This is a genomic window from Burkholderia sp. WP42 (assembly GCF_000745665.1).
Classification (GTDB): domain Bacteria; phylum Pseudomonadota; class Gammaproteobacteria; order Burkholderiales; family Burkholderiaceae; genus Burkholderia; species Burkholderia vietnamiensis.
In genome coordinates this window covers 1-19,700 of record NZ_JQJT01000017.1, presented here as the reverse complement: position 1 = coordinate 19,700, position 19,700 = coordinate 1, and the positions used below count along the sequence as shown (strand labels likewise).

The following is a 19,700-nucleotide window of genomic DNA, read 5'->3' as shown; positions in this document are numbered from 1 at the left end:
TTACTGTAATTCGCGCTTTCCGTGCCTGAGGAAGTATTCCTCAAGATGTCTGAATATATTGGTCAACTCGCCCTGACACGGGGTCGAATCCGGTGACTATCCGTCCTCGCAAACGATCCACGACGTATAGTCTTTTTATCGGTTGCCGCACCACCGAGGACCTCAACGAACGCGCCCCGCACGCTTGCCGACGCGATGCGCGCATGGAAGCTCGACTAGCCGCCGCGGGCGGGCATGCAAACGGGAGAAGGCACCGCATGCGGCGCTTCATCACGCATCACCGCGCGCCACTGTTGTTCGGAAACCTCATCGTGATGACGAGCCCGCCGTCGGCCGCGTTGGCAATCTGCAGCGTGCCGCCGTGATGGCGAACGAGGCGGCGCACGATGGCGAGGCCGAGGCCGCTGTGCGCGGTGCCGCCGCGCGCCGGATCGAGCCGGACGAACGGACGCAGCAAGCGGTCGAGGTCCGGCTCGGACACGCCTGGCCCGTGATCACGCACCACGAGCTCGTAGTGCCCGTCATGCGCTCGCGTGGCGATTTCCACGGGCGGCTCGCCGTAGGTCAGCGCATTTTCGACGAGGTTCGAGAGAATGCGGTCGATATCCACGATGGGCAGCGTGAAGTCCGGCCCGGCGCGCAGATCGAGCGTCACGAGCGCGTCGGTGTAATCGCGCCGGCAGTGGGCGTCCACGCTCGTCTGCGGCGAACTTTCAGGGCTTTCGCGGGCGAAGTCCAGAAACTGCGTGATGACGCGCGACATCGATTCGGTGTCGCGCAGAAAGCCGTCGCGATCGCCCGGATCGGTCAGCAGATCCGCACGCACCTGCATGCGCGTGAGCGGCGTACGCAGGTCGTGCGCGATGCTCGCGAGCATCACGGCGCGCTCGCGTTCGGCCTCGGCCAGTTCGCGCGTCATGTCGTTGAAGTCGTCGATCAGTTCGCGCACTTCACGCGGTCCGCGCTTGCGCACGAGGCTCGCATGAACGCCCGTACGATGCTCGCGCGCCGCGGCAGCGAGGTCGCGCACCGTCCCGTTGAACCGCCACGCGAGCATCACCGCGACCACGACGGCAAACGCCAGCGTCAACGCCAGCGCGCCGGTGAAGCGGTAGAGCGGCACATCGGCCTGCGGCAGCACGATGCCGCGCGCGCTGCCCGCGGTGAGCACGCGCAGCGTGCCGTCGCCGTCCATTGCCACGTGGGTGCCCGACGGCAGCACGTGCCGCAATTGCCGTTCGATCGGCCCATTGGTGTCGCCGCGAAAGCGCTGCGCGTCGGCGGCCGGCAATTGCTTCAGGTCCGCGAACGAAATACCGAGGATGTCGGCCACCGACCGATCGCCGCCGCTCTCCCGCCCGCCCATGCTCGCGGCAGCCTCCACGACGCGCGAAATATGGAAGGCGGCAAGGCTCGCGCGGCTTTGCTCGATCAGCAGCAGCGACGTGAGGTGAACCAGCACGAGCAGGCCCACCGTGGTGACGACGAGCCGCCCGAACATCGAATCAAACGGATTCTTCATCGGTCGGGTTGTCGGGAATGAACATGTAGCCGATGCCGCGCATGGTCTGCAGCCGTCGGGGATTGGACGGGTCGTCCTCGATCAGGCGGCGCAGGCGCCATACCGGCACGTCGATGCCGCGCTCGGTCACGTCGGCGTCCGGACCGTGGAGCAGCTCGATGAGCCGCGTACGCGACAGCGTTTCCATCGGATGCGAGGCGAGCACCTCGAGCAGCGCGTACTCGCCGCCCGTGAGCTTGACGGGCGCGCCTTCGCACAGCAGCGTGCGCGTCGAGAAATCCAGCTCGAAACGGCCGAACCGGCACGGGGCGCGCTTCTCCTGGACCACGGCGGGCGGCGGCGGCCCCTGCCGGCGCAGCACTGCATGGATGCGCGCGAGCAGTTCCTGCGGCATGAACGGCTTGCCCAGATAGTCGTCCGCGCCCAGTTCGAGCCCCAGCACGCGGTCCACGCCTTCGGCGCGCGCGGTCAGCATGATGACCGGAATCGTGTCGCCGCGCGCGCGCAACTGCTTGAGCGCGGTGAGGCCATCGACGCCCGGCATCATGAGATCCAGCACGATGATGGACGGCCGTTCGCGCTCCAGCCGCCGCGCGAGATTCGTGGCGTCGTGCAGAACGGAGAACGCAATGCCGCGCTGCTGGAAGAACTTGCGCAGCAGGTCGCGCAGTTCGGCGTCGTCGTCGACGAGCAGGACTTGCAGCGCGGAGTCGGGGATGGAAGGTGCGTGCACTTCGGGCATTCAGGGCGGCGTGAGGACGAAATGATGGTAGCCCGGAGAGGGCCCGGCTGGCTTTCGGAATATTACCGAGAATTGCGCCCGCTGACGAAACCCGCACGAAGACCCGGCCGCGACGGTAGTTCGTACGCCGAAAGCCCGGTTCTCTTTCGGCCGTATTCGCGCGTCACGGGACAGTAAGTTTCCGTAAGCACGAAAAAATGCGCCGTCGGTAGCGTTACGCCTTGCCCAGTACCGGTTCCGTCGGGGCGCCACCAAGGTGCGCCGGAAGCGTCCGGTGCCGTCCCGTTCTCGCATCGCGCGACGTCGCGATGTCCAAACAGGTCCAAGATGAAAACGCCAATCCTCCCCAACCACGCGCACCGCCGCATGACGTGCAGGCCGCGCCAGCTGTTTGCCGCCCTCTCGATACTGGCGATAGTCGGCACCGCCGGCTGCAACAGGCAAGCAGGCGGGCCGCCCGGCGGCGCCGCCGCGCAGACCGCGCAGGTGGGCGTGCTCACGCTCGCGCCGCAGCGCATCGTCGAAACCACCGAACTCTCTGGCCGCCTTTCCTCGCAGAAGGTCTCCGACGTCCGACCGCAGGTGAGCGGCATCATCCTCAAGCGCCTGTTCGTGGAAGGCGGTGACGTGAAGGCCGGCCAGGTGCTCTACCAGATCGATCCGGCCACCTACCGGGCGGCCTACGACCAGGCGCGCGGCACGCTCGAAAACGCCCGCGCCACGTTGGCCGATGCGAAGACGAAAGCGGACCGCTACACGGAACTCGTGAAGATCAACGCCGTGAGCAAGCAGGACTACGACGACGCCGTCGCCGCCGTCCACCAGGACGCCGCCACCGTGACGGCCGACGCGGCCGCGCTCGAATCGGCGCGCGTGAACCTCGAATACACGCGCGTGCGGGCGCCCATTTCAGGACGCATCGGCGCCTCCACCGTGACCGAAGGCGCGCTCGTCACGTCCGCCCAGACCACTGCGCTCGCCACCATCCAGGCGTTCGATCAGATGTATCTCGACGTCACGCGTCCCAGCACGGAGTGGCTGAAGCTGCGCAAGGCCTTCGCTTCGGGGCGCCTCAAGAAGACGGGCAGCGACAGCGCCGCCGTCACGCTCGTGATGGAGGACGGCACTGAATACGCCCACGCCGGCACGCTGCAGTTCTCCGGCGTGACGGTGGATGCCACGACGGGCTCGGTCACGCTGCGCAGTACGTTCCCGAACCCCGAACGCGAATTGCTGCCCGGCATGTTCGTGCGCGCCCGCCTCGAAGAAGGCGAGAACGACGACGCGATACTCGTGCCGCAGATGGCCGTGACACGCGCGTCGGACGGCAAGGCGAGCGTCTACGTGGTGGATGCGGCCGGCAACGCGCAGCAGGTGCAGGTGACGGCCGACAACGCATTCCGCGACCAATGGATCGTGACCTCGGGCCTGCACGCCGGCGACCGCGTGATCGTGAGCGGCCTGCAGAGCGTGCATGCGGGCGCGCCGGTCAAGGTGGCCGCCGATACGCCGCAGACGCAGGGGAACGCGGTATCTGCGGCATCTGCGGCGTCCGCTGCCACCGACACATCCGCAGCCGGCACGGCCTCGCCCGTGTCGGCGCAACACTAGGCGGAGAGCGGCATGGCAGAGTTCTTCATCAAGCGTCCCATCCTCGCGTGGGTCATGGCCATCGTCATCATGCTGGTGGGCGCGGCGGCGGTGACGACCCTTCCCGTTGCGCAGTACCCCACCATCGCGCCGCCCTCGGTGCAGGTGACGGCCACCTACCCCGGCGCCTCCGCCGACACGGTGGCCGCAACCGTGACCCAGGTGATCGAGCAGAAACTGAGCGGCATCGACAACGTGCTGTACATGTCATCCACGAGCAGTTCCGCGGGACAGGCCACCATCACGTTGACGTTCAACCCCGGCACCAACCCCGACATCGCGCAGGTGCAGGTGCAGAACAAGGTGTCGCAGGCCACGCCCACCCTGCCTCAAACGGTGCAGGAGCAAGGCGTGCAGGTGGCGAAGGCGTCGACGAGCTTCCTCATGATCGTCGCGCTGTCGTCGCCGGGCGGCACCTGGAATTCGGTGGACCTCGGCAACATCATCGCCACGCAGATCGAAGACCCGCTCTCGCAGTTGAACGGCGTGGGCGACGTGACGCTGTTCGGCGCGCAGCACGCCATGCGCATCTGGCTCGACCCGGTGAAGCTGCACAGCTTCGGACTCGCGACCTCGGACGTCACCACGGCCATCACGAACCAGAACGTCGAGCTTTCCACCGGCCAGGTGGGCGGCGCGCCGGCCACGGATTCGCAGGCCATCAACGCGACCATCCGCTCGTCGAGCCTGCTCACGAGCACCGACCAGTTCGCCAACATCCTGCTGCGCGTGAACAGCGACGGCTCGCGCGTGCTGCTCAAGGACGTGGCGCGCGTCGAAGTGGGCGGCGACAGCTACGAAACGTCGTCGCGTCTGAACGGCAAGCCGGCATCCGCGCTCGCAATCAAGCTCACGACCGGCGCCAACGCGCTCGAAGCAGCCAACGCCGTGCGCGCGAAGCTCGCGGAACTGCAGCCGCAATTGCCGAAGGACGTGGCGATCAGCTATCCGTACGACACCACGCCGTTCGTGCGCATCTCGATCGAAGAGGTCGTGAAGACGCTGCTCGAAGCGGTCGTGCTGGTGTTCCTCGTGATGTACCTGTTCCTGCAGAATGTGCGCGCCACGCTGATTCCCACCATCGTCGTGCCGGTCGCGCTGCTCGGCACGTTCGGCGTGATGTCGATGATCGGCTTCTCGATCAACGTGCTGTCCATGTTCGCGATGGTGCTCGCCATCGGCCTGCTGGTGGACGATGCGATCGTGGTGGTGGAAAACGTCGAGCGCATCATGAGCGAGGAACGGCTCGAACCGAAGGAAGCCACCCGCAAGGCGATGGGCCAGATCACGGGCGCGCTGATCGGCGTGACGACGGTGCTCACCGCCGTGTTCATTCCGATGGCGTTCTTCTCCGGCTCGACGGGCGCGATCTACCGGCAGTTCTCCATCACGATCGTCTCGGCGATGCTGCTGTCGGTCATGCTCGCACTCACGCTCACGCCGGCCCTGTGCGCCACGCTGCTCAAGCGCGCGGACGTCGAGCACCACGAGAAGCGCGGCTTCTTCGGCTGGTTCAACCGCTGCTTCGCGAAAGGCAACGCGGGCTACAGCAGTTCGCTCGCCCGCGTGGTCGCGAAGCCCGCGCGCTACATGCTGGTCTACGGCGCGATCGCCGGCATCGTGGCGTTGCTCTACGTCACGCTGCCCTCCTCGTTCCTGCCCGACGAAGACCAGGGCTACTTCATCGTGTCGATCAGCGCGCCGGCGGGCACGCCGGCATCGCGCACGCTGAAGACGGTGGAGGCCGTGGAGCAGTACGTGCTGAAGGACGAACCGGGCGTCAAGCAGGTGATCGCCATCAACGGCTTCAGCTTCAACGGCCAAGGACAGAACAACGCCATCGCGTTCGTGACGCTCAAGGACTGGAGCCTGCGCGGTTCGCGCGACAGCGCGCAGGCCATCATCGCGCGCGCCAGCCAGCATTTCGCCGCGAATCGCGATGCGCGCATCTTCGTGCTGAACCCGCCCGCCATTCAGGAGCTCGGGACCCAAAGCGGCCTCGACTTCGAGATAGAAGACCGCGGCGGCGCGGGCCACGACAAGCTGCTCGCCGTGCGCAACCAGTTTCTCGGCATGGCGTCGAAGGAGCCGACGCTCGCGATGGTGCGCCCGTCCGGCCTCGAGGACACGCCGCAGCTCCAGGTGGACATCGACCGCGAAAAGGCCAACGCGCTGGGGCTTTCCGTGGCCGACCTCAACGACACGTTGCAGACCGCGTTCGGTTCGTCCTACGTGAACAACTACATCGACACGGGGCGTGTGCAGAAGGTCTATGTGCAGGCGGATGCGCCGTATCGCATGATGCCTTCCGACCTCGGCGACTGGTACGTGAAGGCGGGCAGCAGCTCGTCGGGTTCGTCGTCTTCGTCCTCGGGCAGCACCACGGGCACGAGCACCGTGACGAACACCACCGGCTACGACGCCACGATGGTGCCCTTCTCGTCGTTCGCAACGAGCCGCTGGACGTTCGGCCCGCCGCAGATCGAGCGCTACAACCGGCAGCTCGCCATGGGCATTTCGGCGGCCACGCGGCCCGGCGTCAGCACCGGCGAAGCGATGAATGCCGTGGAGCAGCTCGCGCGCAAACTGCCGCCCGGCTTCGCCCTGGAATGGACGGGACAGTCCTACCAGGAAAAGCAGGCCGGCTCCCAGGCCACGACGCTCTATGCGATCTCGCTCGTCGTCGTGTTCCTGTGCCTGGCGGGTCTCTACGAAAGCTGGTCGATTCCGCTAGCGGTGGTGCTCGTGGTGCCGCTCGGCGTGCTCGGCGCGCTGCTCGCCGCGCACGGCCGCGGTCTGTCGAACGACATCTACTTCAAGGTCGGGCTGCTGGCCACCATCGGCCTCTCCACGAAGAACGCCATTCTGATCGTCGAGTTCGCAAAGGACCTGCAGGCCGAGGGGCACGGCCTCGTGGACGCCGTGCTCGAAGCCGCCCACCTGCGGCTGCGCCCCATTCTCATGACCTCGCTCGCGTTCGTGTTCGGCGTGCTGCCGCTCGTCATCAGCACGGGCGCCGGCGCCGGGGCGCGGCATGCGATCGGCACGGGCGTCACGGGCGGCATGATCGCGGCCACGGTGCTCGCCATCTTCTTCGTCCCGGTCTTCTTCGTCGTGGTGCGCAGGCTGTTCAAGGAACACGGTCACGCCACCGACTCCGCTGAAATCAACGAGGGCAACGCATGAAACGCACACTGATCGCCCTTCTTTGCGCGGGCGCACTCGGCGCCTGCTCACTGGACCCGACGTACCAGCGGCCCGCGGCGCCGATCGACGACACGTGGTCCACCGTGGCCGCGCCGGCGCAGCCGCAGGCGACGCAGAGCACCGCTGCGGCACCGCTGGGTGCCGACCTCGGCTGGCGCGACTTCTTCAAGGACCCGCGCCTGCAAAAGCTGATCGAACTCGCGCTCGCGAACAACCGCGATATGCGCGTGGCCGCGCTCAACGTGGCGCAGTACGAAGCGCAGTACCGCATCGCGCGCGCCAACCTCGCGCCGGCCATCGACGCGTCGGGGTCGCTCACGCGCGAACACATGGCCGGCTCCACGAGCGCATACAGTTCGAGCAGCGCGAGCGTGGGCCTCACGTCGTGGGAAATCGACTTCTTCGGCCGCCTGCGCAGCCTGAAGCGCCAGGCGCTGGAACAGTACCTCGCCACGGATGCCGCGCGCACCAGCACGCAGATCAGCCTCATCGCGACCGTCGCCACCGACTATCTGCAACTGCTCTCCGACGAGGCTTCGTTGCAGATCACGCAGAACACCGTGGCCGCCGACCAGCACACCTACGACCTCACGGTGAACATGATGAAGCTGGGCAGCGCGTCGCTGCAGGACGTGCGTCAGGCCGAAAACTCGCTGGCGAGCGCGCGCTCGAGCCTCGCCTCGTACACGCGTGCGGTGGCGCAGGACCGCAACGACCTGGTGGCCGAAATCGGCGCGCCGCTGCCCGACGATCTGCCCCAGGGCCCTTCGCTGATGGAAAGCGAGCACACCCTCGCGGACATCGGCGCAGGCGTGCCGTCGGATCTGCTCGCGCGCCGGCCCGACATCGTCGAAGCGGAGCACACGCTCAAGGCGGCCAACGCCAACATCGGCGCGGCGCGCGCCGCGTTCTTTCCGAAGATCGAGCTGACGGCTTCCGCGGGCACCACGAGCAGCGGCCTCTCGAACCTCTTCAAGGCGGGCACGGGCGCGTGGGCGTTTGCGCCGTCCATCTCGGTGCCCATCTTCGACTTCGGCTACAACCGCGCGTCGCTGGACGTGGCGAAAGTCGAAAAGGACATCGACGTCGCCAACTACGAAAAGGCCATTCAGACGGCGTTCAAGGAAGTGTCGAATGCGCTGGCGGGACGCACGACGTACGTCACGCAGGTGGCCGCGGACCGCGACTACGTGAGCTCGGCGCAGCAGTACTACGACCTCGCGCAGGCACGCTACCGCAGCGGCACCGACAGCTTCCTGACCCTGCTCGACGCGCAGCGCACGCTTTACACGGCGCAACAGCAGCTCGTCACCGACATGCTCGCCAAGCAGTCGAACCTGATCACGCTGTACAAGGTACTGGGCGGCGGCTGGTCGGAGACGAGCGCGGTGGCGCAGCGGTAGTCGGGCGAATCGGCTATGGGTCGCGTGCGTCGACGAGGGGGCATTCCGTTCGGCCGCACGCCCCGTCGGATCACCCCCCACTGCAAAACAACTGCGCGACCAGACTCCGCAGCCACCGGTTTCCCGCTTCGTGGTGATATCTGGCATGCCAATGCTGTCGGACCGCAAATCCATCGACGGGAACCGGACAGGCGTGCACGGTCAGATCGTTGATTTTCGCCAGCGTCTCGCCGATGTGGCGCGGCAGTGTCGCGATCAGATCGGTGCTTTCGATGATCGCACCGAGCCCAAGGAACCCCGGCAACTCCAGCACGACTTCGCGCTCGATCTGCTCGCGCAACAGTGCCTGTTCGAGTAGCTGCGCGCCCGTGCCGGCCGTGATCGCGACATGCCCCTCGGTGCGGTACTGCTTCAGCCCCAGTCGGCTCTTTAGCCGCGGATGATGGCGATTCGTCAGACAGACCCAGTCCTGCAGATACAGCTGCTGCTGATAAATCCCGCCGCCAAGCCAGGGCACGTGACCGATGGCCAGGTCAGCTTCGCCGGACTCCAGCGCCCGTTCCGTGTTGCCGTCGATACGCGCCGCTTCCAGCCGGATACCGGGCGCCTGCTCGCGCACGTGCGCCAGCATTCGCGGCAGTAGCGTGATGTGACTGGCGTCGGTCATGCAGATTCGGAAGCGCCGCTTCGCGGTGACCGGATCGAACGCAATTTCCCACGCCGCAAAGCGCCGCAGCGATTCCAGAATTTCCCGGCAAGGGCCGATCAGCGCATCGGCCTGCGGCGTCGGCGCCATGCCGGTCGGCGTTCGTATGAAGAGCGGATCCTGCAGATGTTCCCGCAGACGCCCCAGCCAGATGCTGATCGTCGGCTGACTTTGTCCCAGCTGTTCGGCCACGCGCGTCACGCTGCGGACATCGTAGAGGAGATCGAACAGCTGCAGCAGCTTCAAATCAGGAAGTGGGGCCGAGTTCATATCACTATTGCTCTACGTAATGACGTCATTGCGATCATAGCATTGCGAGAATGGGCGTCCGCTCGTATCTTGATCTGCACGTTAAGGAGACGGCAGTGAAGATTGCAATTCTGGGCGCCGGCGCATTGGGCTGTGCGATTGGGGCCGCGCTGACCGAAGGCGGCAATGAAGTCTGGTTGCTGAACCGCTCGGCGGCGCACGTCGAGGCAATGAGGCGCGACGGTCTACGGGTAGACGACAGGAACGGCTCGCGTCACGTGAAAGTTCACGCCACGACGCGGGCCGCTGAGGCCGGTGTCGTCGATCTGGTCATTGTGCTGGTCAAGTCGTTCGATACCGACGCCGCGATGCGCGGCGCAGTCGAACTGATCGGGCCGGAAACGCTGGTGCTGTCGTTGCAGAACGGCCTTGGACATGAAGATGTGCTGGCCGACATCGTGGGGCGCGAACGCGTGCTGGCCGGCAAGACCTATGTCGGCGGCGTCATGCGCAATCCGGGACACATCGAATCGGGCGTCGCCGGCAAAGCCACTCACATTGGCGAGCTGGACGGTCGCATCACCCCTCGCGCGAACGCGATCGCCGACACGTTCAACGCATCCGGACTGGACACGACGGTCAGCGCCAATATCGTCGGCACGATGTGGGACAAGCTGCTGGTCAACGTCGCGACCGGCGCACTGACCGGCACGACCGGCCTCACCTACGGCCAGCTTTACGACGAACCGCTCTTGAAGGCGACTGCACTCGCAGCAGTCGCAGAAGCGATGGCGGTCGCCCACGCCGCCGGCGTGACCCTTTCCACGGACGATCCCGAGCGCGCCTGGACGCTCGCCGGCGAAGGGCTTTCGCCGGGCTTCAAGACGTCGATGCTGCAAAGCCTCGAGAAAGGATCCATCACCGAGATCGACTTCATCAACGGCGCGGTCGTGCGCTGGGGGCAACGGCACGGTGTGCCGACCCCGGTCAACGCGACGCTGGTCGCCTGCATCAAAGGCATCGAGCGCGGCATGGCCGACCGGAAAAAACAGGAGACAACCGCATGAACGGCAGCAAGGCTTATCTGGAACACGTGGCGATCTGGGTCAAGGATATCCACTGGCATATCCGCTTTTTCGAGGACGTGCTCGGCATGACGATGCGCGAGGTCGACGGCACCGTCGACGCACCGCGCCAGTACTGGACGCTCGGCGGTCTGCAATTCATCCACGCCCCCGACCACGATGCCCCGGAAGGCCGGCTCGGCCATCTCGGCGTGATGTGCGAAGACATGGAAGCCGCGCTCGCCGCCGCGCAAAGGTACGGCGTCACCGAGATGCCGCAGGGACGCAACTGGTTGCGACTGCCTGACGGTCTCGCCATCGAACTGATCCAGGCAAGGCCCGCCTCGTGCGTGGCGCGCGCATTGGCCATCGACCCGCGTGCGGAGGCTTGAGATGACGATCGTCGACAAATTCTGGGACGACGCCCGCGAAGGCGACGAGTGCGTCAGCCCGACTTACACCGTCACCAAAGCGCGCATCCTGGCTTACGCGGAATTGACCGGCGATCACACGCCGGTGCACGTCGATGAGGACTACGCGAACGCGAGCCACTTTGGCTCGATCGTCGCGCACGGCCTGTTCGGCTTGTCGATTGCGGACGGCCTCAAGACGCAAAGCGCGTACCGCTTTCTGCCGGGCATGTCGCTCGGCTGGACCTGGGACTTCGATCTGCCGATCAAAGTGAACGACGTGCTGCACGTGAAATTCCGCGTCGGCACGATGCGGGCCAGCAAGAGCCGTCCGGGCTGGGGCATCGTCGTGCTGCCGTCGCAGCTGATCAATCAGGACGGCCAGGTCGTCCAGCATGGCGAGCACCGCTTGATGGTGCCGCGCCGACCGGGAGCATTCTGATGCAGGTACGTCCGCTCGAAGGTATTCGCGTCGTCGACTACAGCCACTTTCTCGCCGGTCCGTATGTCGGGCGCTGTCTTGCGGCGCTCGGCGCCGAAGTCATCAAGGTTGAACGCCCCGTCACCGGCGACGCAGGGCGTCAGCATGCGACCGTGCTCGATGACGAGCAAAGCGCCTATTTCCTGCAGATGAACATGGGCAAGCGCGGCGTCAGCGTCAACATGCGCGACCCGCGCGGCAAGGAGTTCATGCAGCGCCTGTGCGATTCGGCCGATGTGTTCGTCGAGAACTACCGGCCCGGCGCGCTGACCCGGCTCGGACTCGGCTACGACGAACTGTCGGCGCGTAATCCAGGCCTCGTCTACTGCTCGATCTCCGCCTACGGCCACACCGGACCGGACGCGCACCGCGCCGGTTTCGGCCTGATTGCCGAGGCCAAGAGCGGGATCATGCAGATGATCGGGAATCCGGGCGAACCGCCGCCGCTGATGCGCATCTCGCTCGGCGACATGTACACCGGCATTCACGCGGTGGCGGCCATCAATGCCGCGCTGTTCGGTCGCGTGAAGAGCGGCCGGGGACAGCACATCGACATGGCGCTGTACGACACGCTCGTTTCGATGCACGAATACGCGGTGCAGTGCTACACGATGCAGGGCATCGTTCCCGAACAGACCGGTCAGGACATGCCTGCCTCGACGCTCTACGGCGTGTTTCGTGCGGCGGATGGCGACCTCGTGATCGCCGCCCAGGTCGACGACGCGTGGAAACGCTTCGCGGCCCTGGTGGAGGCGCATGGCGGGCCTGCCGGCTTCGGTACGGACCCGCGGTTCCACACGCTGAACGGGCGCAATGCCAACCGGCTCGAGATTCTGTCGGTGGTGAAGCCGTGGATTGCCGGACGAGCGGTCGCGGCGGTGTTGGAACTGCTCGACGGCATCGACGTACCGTGCGCGAAGGTGCAGCGCATCGACGAGGTGCTCGCCGACCCGCAGATCATCGCGCGCGGCATGGTGCTCGAGCAGCAACACCCCCGCTTCGGCACCTTGCGCCTGCCCAATCTGCCGTTCCGCTTTTCCGACTGCGACACGACCATCCGCGAGGTCGGGCCGGACCTCGGTCAGCACAATGCGGAAGTGGCAACGTCGCTGGGCTTCACTGCGGCAGAGATTGACGCCATGCAGACCGATGGCGTGTTGTATTCGAAAGCGAGGCCGTGATGAGCGACCAGTACGCAGTGATCGGCAATCCGATCGGACACACGAAATCGCCGCTGATTCACGGGTTGTTTGCTGAAGAATCGCATCAGGACATTTCGTACACGGCGATCGAAGGACCGCTGGAGCCGGACGACGCTTTCGCGGCGACGGTGCGGTCGTTTTTCGCCGCCGGCGGCAAGGGCATGAACGTGACGGCCCCGTTCAAGCTGAAGGCGTTCGCGATGGCCGACGAACGCAGCGAGCGCGCCGCACTCGCCGGCGCGGCGAATACGCTGAGCTTCAGGGACGGCCGCATCATCGCGGAGAACTTCGATGGCGTCGGCCTGGTACGCGACATCGAAGTCAACCTGAACCTCCCGATGGCCGGCAAGCGCGTGCTGGTGCTCGGCGCGGGAGGCGCGGTGCGCGGCGCACTGCTGCCGTTCATCGCGGCGCGTCCTGCGGAACTCGTCGTCGCGAACCGGGATGTCGCGAAGGTCGAGGCGCTGATCGCACGAGTCGCGACCGGGAATTCTCTCGTCGCTTGCGGGTACGACGACCTCGCAGCCATGGGACGCTTCGACCTCGTCGTCAACGCGACGTCGGCGAGCCTCAGCGGCGAACTCCCGCCAGTGCCGCCGAGCGTATTCGATCCGCGCGGAGCAGCTTACGAGCTCGTCTACGGCAAGCGTCTCACCCCGTTCCTGAGGCACGCGCGCCACGCCGGCGTGCTGGGTATCGCGGATGGGGTCGGGATGCTCGTGGAGCAGGCGGCCGAAGCATTCGCATGGTGGCGCGGCGTGCGGCCTGAGACGCGCGCGGTGATCGACCGGCTGACCGTGCCGCTCGATTGAACGGGCGCGATCGACAGCAGTCGCTCCCGTTCGATATCCGTCGGATGCATTTCCCCCATGACCTGGGTCCGAACCCAGGTCGGGGCGAATTCAATGACGCAATCGACTCGTGGTGAACCGGCCTCGCCATCGCGTGCCGCGCGCAACCGGGGTGTTCATGACTGCGGTCGGCGTGGACGTCGCCGCCGTCTACGCTGCAACCGCGGGCGGGCGAGCGGCGGTTGCCGAACGAGGCGCTGCCGTTTGGGGGGCAGCGACGCGCGGCGCGGATGCGCTCACGTCGTCGATCTTGAAGACGGACACCGCGTCACGCAGCGCCTGGGCCTGCTGGGCCATCGACTGCGTAGCAGCCGATGCCTCCTCGACCAGCGCGGCATTCTGCTGGGTCACCTGGTCCATCTGGCTGACCGCTTGACTGACCTGCTCGATACCCGTGCTCTGCTCCGCCGCGGCGGCAGCCATTTCGCTCATGATGTCCGTCACGCGCTTCACCGACTGAACGACCTCGCTGATCGTGCTGCCCGTTTCCTCGACGAGCTTCGAACCCGCGTCCACCCGGCTCGCCGAGTCGCCGATCAGATCCTTGATTTCCTTGGCTGCGCTGGCACTGCGCTGGGCAAGCGTGCGGACTTCGCCTGCCACGACGGCAAACCCCCGCCCTTGCTCACCGGCGCGAGCTGCCTCGACCGCCGCATTGAGCGCGAGGATGTTGGTCTGGAATGCGATTCCTTCGATGACCGTGATGATCTCCGCCATTTTGGCCGAGCTGTCGGAGATGCCGTGCATGGTCTCGACCATCCGCCCGACCACTTCGCCGCCGCGCTGCGCGATGTCTGACGCGGTATTTGCCAGCGAGGTCGCCTGCCTTGCGTTATCGGCGTTGTGACGAACCGTGCCGGCCAGTTCTTCCATGCTCGACGCCGTTTGCTCCAGTGACGCTGCCTGCTCTTCGGTGCGGGAGGACAAGTCGGTGTTGCCGCTCGCAATTTGCGCGCTGGCCGTCGCCACGCTTTCCGCATTGCTGCGGACACTGCGCACGACGTCGGCGAGCGAACGTTGCATGGCGCCAAGTGCAGCCAGCAATGGCGAGATTTCGTCGGCATGGGAATCGACGACTGCAACGGTAAAGTTGCCATCGCGAACGCGTTCAGCCACTTTCTGCGCTTCGCCAATACGGCTGCGAAGGCTGCTTCCGATATACCAGGAGAACGCAATGAGGCCGCTCGCGATTATCGCCACCAGGCTCACCAGCAGCACCCGGATCGACCGCAAGGCTCCCTCGATTGCCGCGACCTGGTCGCCGAGTTTCTCGCCTTGTCTCGCCCGCTCCTCGCCCAGCCATTTCTGAATACGCGCGAAGGTGGGGGCCGTTTGCGCTGTCAACATCTGGAACGCTTCATCACGATGGCCCTCCTGAACCAGCCGAAGATTGGCATCCGCCACCGGCCATGCATCGGCTTGCATTTTGAGCCAGACATTCCGAAAGGCTTCCCTTCCTTCCTCGGTGGCAATGTTGCTCAAGAACGCATCATCGTTGCGACGAATCTGTTGGCGCGCCGCATCGATGCTCTGCGCGGCGGCCAGTACGTCGCCAGGTGACGACACCAGCATCGCGTGCCGCAAATTCAGCAATACCTGCGTCACGCTGAGTTCAGTGCTTGCAATGCGCTCCAGCTGTTGCATTCGCACATTGCCCGCAGCGGCTGCAATACGCTGCGCGTCGGTCAACTGGATCCACGAGATGGCGGCAACTGCCGTCAAGGCAACGATCAATGTGGCCGACACTGCGTACAGTCGATGAGTCAGGCTGAATCGCGCAAGGAGTTTCATGGGCAATGAATGGAGAGAGTGATCGATCAAGCGGCAAAATCCGCGCAGCGGGCATGGGCCAGCGCCTGCCGACGCGGCGCCCACTGACACAACTGATTTACGGCTTGAACGCCGGCCCGGATTAGCGCTCGCTCCAGGAACAGTGCCTTCCTACGATTGCAATGTGTTGACTTGACCGGTTGTGATAGGCGACTGCGGAGAGATTTCCAACGCTTGCGACACCGTGACGCGTTGCTTTGAGCGACAACACTTGGCCACGTCCTTCAGCCCGATCATTGCGTGTGGCTTAAGGCCTGCCGCATCGTTGGGAGCATCGAATGAAGTTTCGCGAGTTGCCGCTGGCAGCGTCGAGCCTTGCCGCGATCCGAAGCCTCTCACCCATCGCGACAACTTGCTGCCGCTTCTTGCGCTCGTGCGCCTCGTGGGCCCCCGCCGCTTCGCCCTCGACACGCGCGCATCCCTACCCTCATCGACACGCATCCGGCCGCAACGAAAGGCACTGACGCGCGGCACGGTAAAATTCGTGCTCGCCGCATTGCGGCGCCGCACCGGGCATGACGTCCGGCGCCGCTTTCCGACGATCGACGACCCCGTGCATCGGCGCCGCCGTCTCGCCGCGTTTCACCCCTTCATCGTGTCCCGGACCATGACTTACTCGCTCGCCACCACCTACACCCGGGAACTCGAAATCCGCAAGAGCCGCTTCATCGCATTCGCGATTCCCGTCGAAGACCGCGACGCCGCGATGCAGGCGCTGCAGCAGCTGCGCGACGCGCATCCGGCCGCGACCCACGTCTGCTGGGCGCTGCTCGCGGGCGGACAGTCGGGGATGTCGGACGACGGCGAGCCGTCGGGCACCGCGGGCCGGCCGATCCTCGAAGTGCTGCGCCATCACGATCTGGACGGCGTGCTCGGGGCGGTGGTGCGCTACTACGGCGGCGTGAAGCTCGGCGCGGGCGGCCTGGTGCGGGCATACACCGATGCGATCGCATCGACGCTGCTCGATGCCGAGCGCGTCGAACGGATTCACTACACGCGGCTCGCGATCGAAATCGGCTACCCGGACGAGGCGCGCGTGCGGCGCTGGATAGAACAGGCCGGTTACACGCTCGTCGACAGCGCGTACGGCATGACGGTGCGGCTCGTCATCAAGCTCCCCGAAACCGCCGCCGCCGCGGCCAAAACGGCGTTGTTCGACCTGACGCAGGGCCGCTCGGGCTTCCCGGCGCTGTGACGCAGGCGGCCGCGCGCGGCGGCCTGCGAATGCTCAATACACCTCGGGGACGATCATGCTGTCCGGCACCTGACGACGGATGTAATCCTCGTGATGCTCGCGCTGCGGCAGATCGATCGTCGGGCGCGGCACCTCGTGATACGGCACCTGGGTCAGCAGATGGTGGATGCAGTTCAGCCGCGCGCGCTTCTTGTCGACGGCCTGCACGACCCACCACGGCGCGTCCGGGATGTGCGAACGCTGCAGCATCTCCTCTTTCGCGGCCGTGTAGGCTTCCCAGCGGCGACGGCTCTCGAGATCCATCGGGCTCAGCTTCCACTGCTTCAGCGGATCCTCGATGCGGCTCTGGAAGCGCAGCTCCTGCTCGGGGTCGGTGATCGAGAACCAGTACTTGACAATCTGAATCCCGCTGCGCACGAGCATCTTCTCGAACTCGGGCACCGAGCGGAAGAACTCCTCGTATTCGTCGTCGGTACAGAAGTTCATCACGCGCTCGACGCCCGCGCGGTTGTACCAGCTGCGATCGAACAGCACGATCTCGCCGCCGGCCGGCAGATGCGCGACGTAGCGCTGGAAATACCATTGCGTGCGCTCGCGGTTGTTCGGCGCCGGCAGCGCGGCGACGCGGCATACGCGCGGATTCAGCCGCTGCGTGATGCGCTTGATCACGCCGCCCTTGCCGGCCGCGTCGCGCCCCTCGAAGATCACGACGAGCCGGTGCCCGGTGCTGACGACCCAGTCCTGCAGCTTGACGAGCTCACCCTGCAGCCGGAACAGCTCGCGGAAATACTGCTTGCGTACTTCGCGCCGCTCCGGCGAAAACAGCAGATCGTCGGCATTGTCGAAGCGGCGATCGTCGAGCTCCATTTCGAGCTCTTCGTCGTACGCGTCGACGAGATCTTCCTCCAGACGGCGGCGGCGGTCCTCGCGCGCTTCCGGAGCGGTGAAGTCGTCGGTCTCGGTGCGGTTGTCGTTGTCGCCCATGGGGCCTCCTTCCATCAATTGACGCAAGCAAACGCTTCCATTATCCCAGCGTCGCGCGTCAAATTGATGAAAAAGGGGCCGGTCCGCCGGCGGACCGGCCCGCGCCGTCAGCGGATGATGCGCGTGACGCCGCGCCCGCGCGGGTCGGCCATCGCTTCGGGCGTCCTGCCGTCGATCTTGATCACCTGGATGTCGCCGCTGAAATCCTGCCCCTTCAGCGTATAGCCGCGCGCTTCGAGCTGTGCCGCCAGTTCGCCTTCGATCGGGCGATACGGCTCCCAGTAGATCGTATTCGGCGGCAGCAGCTGATGATGAAAGCGCATCGCGGCCACCGCGTCCTTCAGCGGCATCCTGAAGTCGTAGATATTGTTGATCACCTGGAAGATCGACGTGAAGATCCGCGAGCCGCCCGGCGTGCCGATCACGAGCGACACCTTGCCGTTCTTCGTCATGATCGTCGGCGACATCGATGACAGCGGGCGCTTGTTCGGTTCGATCGCATTCGCGTCGCTGCCGACCACGCCGAACATGTTCGCGACGCCGGGCTTCGCGGAGAAGTCGTCCATCTCGTCGTTCAGCACGATGCCGGTGCCGTCGGCGATCACGCCCGAACCGAAATAGCCGTTGATCGTGTAAGTGTTCGACACCGCGTTGCCCCACTTGTCGACGACCGAGAAGTGGGTCGTCTCGGCCTTCTCCGGCATTGACGTGCCGAGCCCCGGCTGGACGCTCTTCGTATCGCTGATCCGCGACGGGTTCACCTCGGCCGCGCGCTTCGCGAGATACGCGTCGTCGATCAACCGCGCGATGGGCACCTTGTAGAAGTCGGGATCGCCGAGATACTGCGCGCGATCGGCGAACACGCGCTTCTCGATTTCGGCGACGAGGTGAATGTACTGCGGCGAGTTGAGCTTCACGCCGGCGAAGTCCTGCTTCAGGTCGGCCTTCATCTTCAGCAGCTGCACGAGGCCGATGCCGCCCGAGCTCGGCGGCGGCGCGGTGATCACGTCGTAGCCGTTCCATTTCGCCTGCACCGGCTGGCGCCACACCGCGCGGTATTGCGCGAGATCCTCGGTGGTGATGAGCCCGTTGCCGTCGCCCGTCTTCATCGACGCGGCGATCAGCTCGGCCGTCTTGCCCTTGTAGAAGCCGTTCGCGCCGTCGTTCGCGATGCGCGCGAGCACGTCGGCGAGATCGGGCTGCTTGAAGTTCTCGCCGGCCTTCATCGTCGAGAAGTACTTGTCGAAGTTGGTCTTGCCGCCGAACTCCTTCGACGCGTCGACGCCGCGCTGCGCGAGCTGCTCGTCGACGACGAAGCCGTCGCGCGCATAGTGGATCGCCGGCGCGAGCACCTGCTTCCATTTGAGCTTGCCGAAGCGCTTCTGCGCTTCCCACATGCCGGCCACGGTGCCCGGCACGCCGGCCGCGCGCGGGCCGTACAGGCTCATGCCCTCGACGACGTTGCCGCTCTTGTCGAGGTACATGTCCTTGGTCGCGGCGAGCGGCGCGCGCTCGCGGTAGTCGATGAAGTACGGCTTGCCGTCCTTGTAGATCGTCATGAAGCCGCCGCCGCCGATGTTGCCGGCCTCGGGATACGTGACGGCGAGCGTGAAGGCGATCGCCACGGCCGCGTCGATCGCATTGCCGCCTTCCTTGAAGATCTGCTCCGCAGCGTCCGCGCTGTACTTGTCGGCCACCGCCACCGCCGAGCTCGTCAGCAGCGCCGGCTGGGGCGCCTTCGCCCAGGCCGGCGCGGCCGGCACGAAGCCGAGGCCCGCTGCCGTTACCAGCACCGCGGCGGATGATTTGAACCGGTTCAGCGTAGTCATTGGATGTTCCCCATGTTGAGTTGCGGGGGGCCGGGATCAGGCCCTGATCCGCTTATAGCCGCAGCCGCGGCGGCGCCGATATGTCGATTTCGTAGTCGAGATGGGAATATGCAGGAAGAAGTCGTCGGTGGCTACGGATTGCGATGGGCTGTGTGGGGTTGGGTACATGTTGGCGGGGCTGCGCGCGCGAAGTGTGGGGGCGGGTCGGGGCGCGGTGGGCGAGTGCCGTTTGCCGTTTGCCGTTTGCCGTTTGCCGTTTGCCGTTTGCCGTTTGCCGTTTGCCGTTTGCCGTTTGCCGAGTGCCATCTGCCGAGTGCCATCTGCCGAGTGCCGTCTGCCGAGTGCCGTCTGCCGTCTGCCGAGTGCCGTCTGCCG

Annotated in this window: 15 protein-coding genes; 9 read left to right on the top strand and 6 right to left on the bottom strand. The window is 65.8% G+C overall.

The features are described 5' to 3' along the window. Nucleotides 1–277 precede the first annotated feature (277 nt). The gene (locus EX20_RS10275; protein ID WP_034193468.1) at nt 278–1,522 is read right to left on the bottom strand and encodes an ATP-binding protein; all 1,245 of its coding nucleotides are present in this window, start codon (nt 1,520–1,522) and stop codon (nt 278–280) included. Next, nucleotides 1,506–2,264, bottom strand: a complete 759-nt coding sequence (locus tag EX20_RS10270) for a response regulator (protein WP_034193467.1) — start codon at nt 2,262–2,264, stop codon at nt 1,506–1,508. Before EX20_RS10270 ends, EX20_RS10275 begins: the two co-directional genes overlap by 17 nt. 327 nt (nt 2,265–2,591) lie before the next feature. On the opposite strand from EX20_RS10270, the gene EX20_RS10265 reads away from it, so the two are divergent. From EX20_RS10265 to EX20_RS10255, 3 genes are read left to right on the top strand one after another with little or no spacing between them, the layout of a single operon-like run. Next, on the top strand, nt 2,592–3,875 hold the full coding sequence (locus EX20_RS10265) for an efflux RND transporter periplasmic adaptor subunit (protein ID WP_034193466.1): 1,284 nt from the start codon (nt 2,592–2,594) through the stop codon (nt 3,873–3,875). A gap of 12 nt (nt 3,876–3,887) precedes the next feature. Next, nucleotides 3,888–7,100, top strand: a complete 3,213-nt coding sequence (locus EX20_RS10260) for an efflux RND transporter permease subunit (protein ID WP_034193465.1) — start codon at nt 3,888–3,890, stop codon at nt 7,098–7,100. After that, the gene (locus tag EX20_RS10255) at nt 7,097–8,524 is read left to right on the top strand and encodes an efflux transporter outer membrane subunit (RefSeq protein ID WP_034193464.1); all 1,428 of its coding nucleotides are present in this window, start codon (nt 7,097–7,099) and stop codon (nt 8,522–8,524) included. The genes EX20_RS10260 and EX20_RS10255 overlap by 4 nt, the downstream gene beginning before the upstream one ends. A gap of 70 nt (nt 8,525–8,594) precedes the next feature. Here EX20_RS10255 and EX20_RS10250 read toward each other — a convergent pair whose 3' ends face one another. Then, nucleotides 8,595–9,500: a LysR family transcriptional regulator gene (locus EX20_RS10250; RefSeq protein WP_034193463.1), complete on the bottom strand. Its 906-nt coding sequence runs from the start codon at nt 9,498–9,500 to the stop codon at nt 8,595–8,597. Between the two features lie 95 nt (nt 9,501–9,595). On the opposite strand from EX20_RS10250, the gene EX20_RS10245 reads away from it, so the two are divergent. From EX20_RS10245 to aroE, 5 genes are read left to right on the top strand one after another with little or no spacing between them, the layout of a single operon-like run. Then, complete coding sequence (locus EX20_RS10245; RefSeq protein WP_034193462.1) at nt 9,596–10,546, top strand: ketopantoate reductase family protein; 951 nt, start codon at nt 9,596–9,598, stop codon at nt 10,544–10,546. Further along, nucleotides 10,543–10,935 carry a VOC family protein gene (locus tag EX20_RS10240; protein ID WP_011882041.1) on the top strand — a complete coding sequence of 131 codons (393 nt, stop codon included), beginning with the start codon at nt 10,543–10,545 and terminating at the stop codon, nt 10,933–10,935. The genes EX20_RS10245 and EX20_RS10240 overlap by 4 nt, the downstream gene beginning before the upstream one ends. 1 nt (nt 10,936) lies before the next feature. Further along, a complete protein-coding gene (locus EX20_RS10235) occupies nt 10,937–11,395 on the top strand; it encodes a MaoC family dehydratase (RefSeq protein ID WP_034193461.1) in 459 nt (152 codons plus the stop codon). Further along, nucleotides 11,395–12,615, top strand: coding sequence for a CaiB/BaiF CoA transferase family protein (locus EX20_RS10230; RefSeq protein WP_034193460.1), 1,221 nt, complete (start codon nt 11,395–11,397; stop codon nt 12,613–12,615). Before EX20_RS10235 ends, EX20_RS10230 begins: the two co-directional genes overlap by 1 nt. Beyond that, nucleotides 12,615–13,448 carry a shikimate dehydrogenase gene (gene aroE / locus EX20_RS10225; RefSeq protein WP_034193459.1) on the top strand — a complete coding sequence of 278 codons (834 nt, stop codon included), beginning with the start codon at nt 12,615–12,617 and terminating at the stop codon, nt 13,446–13,448. Before EX20_RS10230 ends, aroE begins: the two co-directional genes overlap by 1 nt. A gap of 189 nt (nt 13,449–13,637) precedes the next feature. On the opposite strand, the gene EX20_RS10220 is transcribed toward aroE, so the two are convergent. Beyond that, complete coding sequence (locus EX20_RS10220; protein WP_034193458.1) at nt 13,638–15,278, bottom strand: methyl-accepting chemotaxis protein; 1,641 nt, start codon at nt 15,276–15,278, stop codon at nt 13,638–13,640. Between the two features lie 646 nt (nt 15,279–15,924). Between EX20_RS10220 and EX20_RS10215 the strand changes: the two genes are divergently transcribed. Beyond that, the gene (locus EX20_RS10215; protein ID WP_011882035.1) at nt 15,925–16,512 is read left to right on the top strand and encodes an IMPACT family protein; all 588 of its coding nucleotides are present in this window, start codon (nt 15,925–15,927) and stop codon (nt 16,510–16,512) included. 33 nt (nt 16,513–16,545) lie between these two features. Here the strand turns inward: EX20_RS10215 and ppk2 are convergent, their stop codons facing one another. Continuing rightward, entirely contained in the window at nt 16,546–17,496 is a 951-nt protein-coding gene (ppk2, locus tag EX20_RS10210) for a polyphosphate kinase 2 (protein WP_014725030.1), read from the bottom strand. Between the two features lie 107 nt (nt 17,497–17,603). Further along, nucleotides 17,604–19,325 carry a gamma-glutamyltransferase gene (gene ggt, locus EX20_RS10205; RefSeq protein WP_034193457.1) on the bottom strand — a complete coding sequence of 574 codons (1,722 nt, stop codon included), beginning with the start codon at nt 19,323–19,325 and terminating at the stop codon, nt 17,604–17,606. Nucleotides 19,326–19,700: the final 375 nt, after the last annotated feature.

Coding starts and splice junctions, on each gene's coding strand:
- EX20_RS10275 (WP_034193468.1), bottom strand. CDS start 1,522: ATGAAGAATCCGTTTGATTCGATGTTCGGGCGGCTCGTCGTCACCACG.
- EX20_RS10270 (WP_034193467.1), bottom strand. CDS start 2,264: ATGCCCGAAGTGCACGCACCTTCCATCCCCGACTCCGCGCTGCAAGTC.
- EX20_RS10265 (WP_034193466.1), top strand. CDS start 2,592: ATGAAAACGCCAATCCTCCCCAACCACGCGCACCGCCGCATGACGTGC.
- EX20_RS10260 (WP_034193465.1), top strand. CDS start 3,888: ATGGCAGAGTTCTTCATCAAGCGTCCCATCCTCGCGTGGGTCATGGCC.
- EX20_RS10255 (WP_034193464.1), top strand. CDS start 7,097: ATGAAACGCACACTGATCGCCCTTCTTTGCGCGGGCGCACTCGGCGCC.
- EX20_RS10250 (WP_034193463.1), bottom strand. CDS start 9,500: ATGAACTCGGCCCCACTTCCTGATTTGAAGCTGCTGCAGCTGTTCGAT.
- EX20_RS10240 (WP_011882041.1), top strand. CDS start 10,543: ATGAACGGCAGCAAGGCTTATCTGGAACACGTGGCGATCTGGGTCAAG.
- EX20_RS10235 (WP_034193461.1), top strand. CDS start 10,937: ATGACGATCGTCGACAAATTCTGGGACGACGCCCGCGAAGGCGACGAG.
- EX20_RS10230 (WP_034193460.1), top strand. CDS start 11,395: ATGCAGGTACGTCCGCTCGAAGGTATTCGCGTCGTCGACTACAGCCAC.
- aroE (WP_034193459.1), top strand. CDS start 12,615: ATGAGCGACCAGTACGCAGTGATCGGCAATCCGATCGGACACACGAAA.
- EX20_RS10220 (WP_034193458.1), bottom strand. CDS start 15,278: ATGAAACTCCTTGCGCGATTCAGCCTGACTCATCGACTGTACGCAGTG.
- EX20_RS10215 (WP_011882035.1), top strand. CDS start 15,925: ATGACTTACTCGCTCGCCACCACCTACACCCGGGAACTCGAAATCCGC.
- ppk2 (WP_014725030.1), bottom strand. CDS start 17,496: ATGGGCGACAACGACAACCGCACCGAGACCGACGACTTCACCGCTCCG.
- ggt (WP_034193457.1), bottom strand. CDS start 19,325: ATGACTACGCTGAACCGGTTCAAATCATCCGCCGCGGTGCTGGTAACG.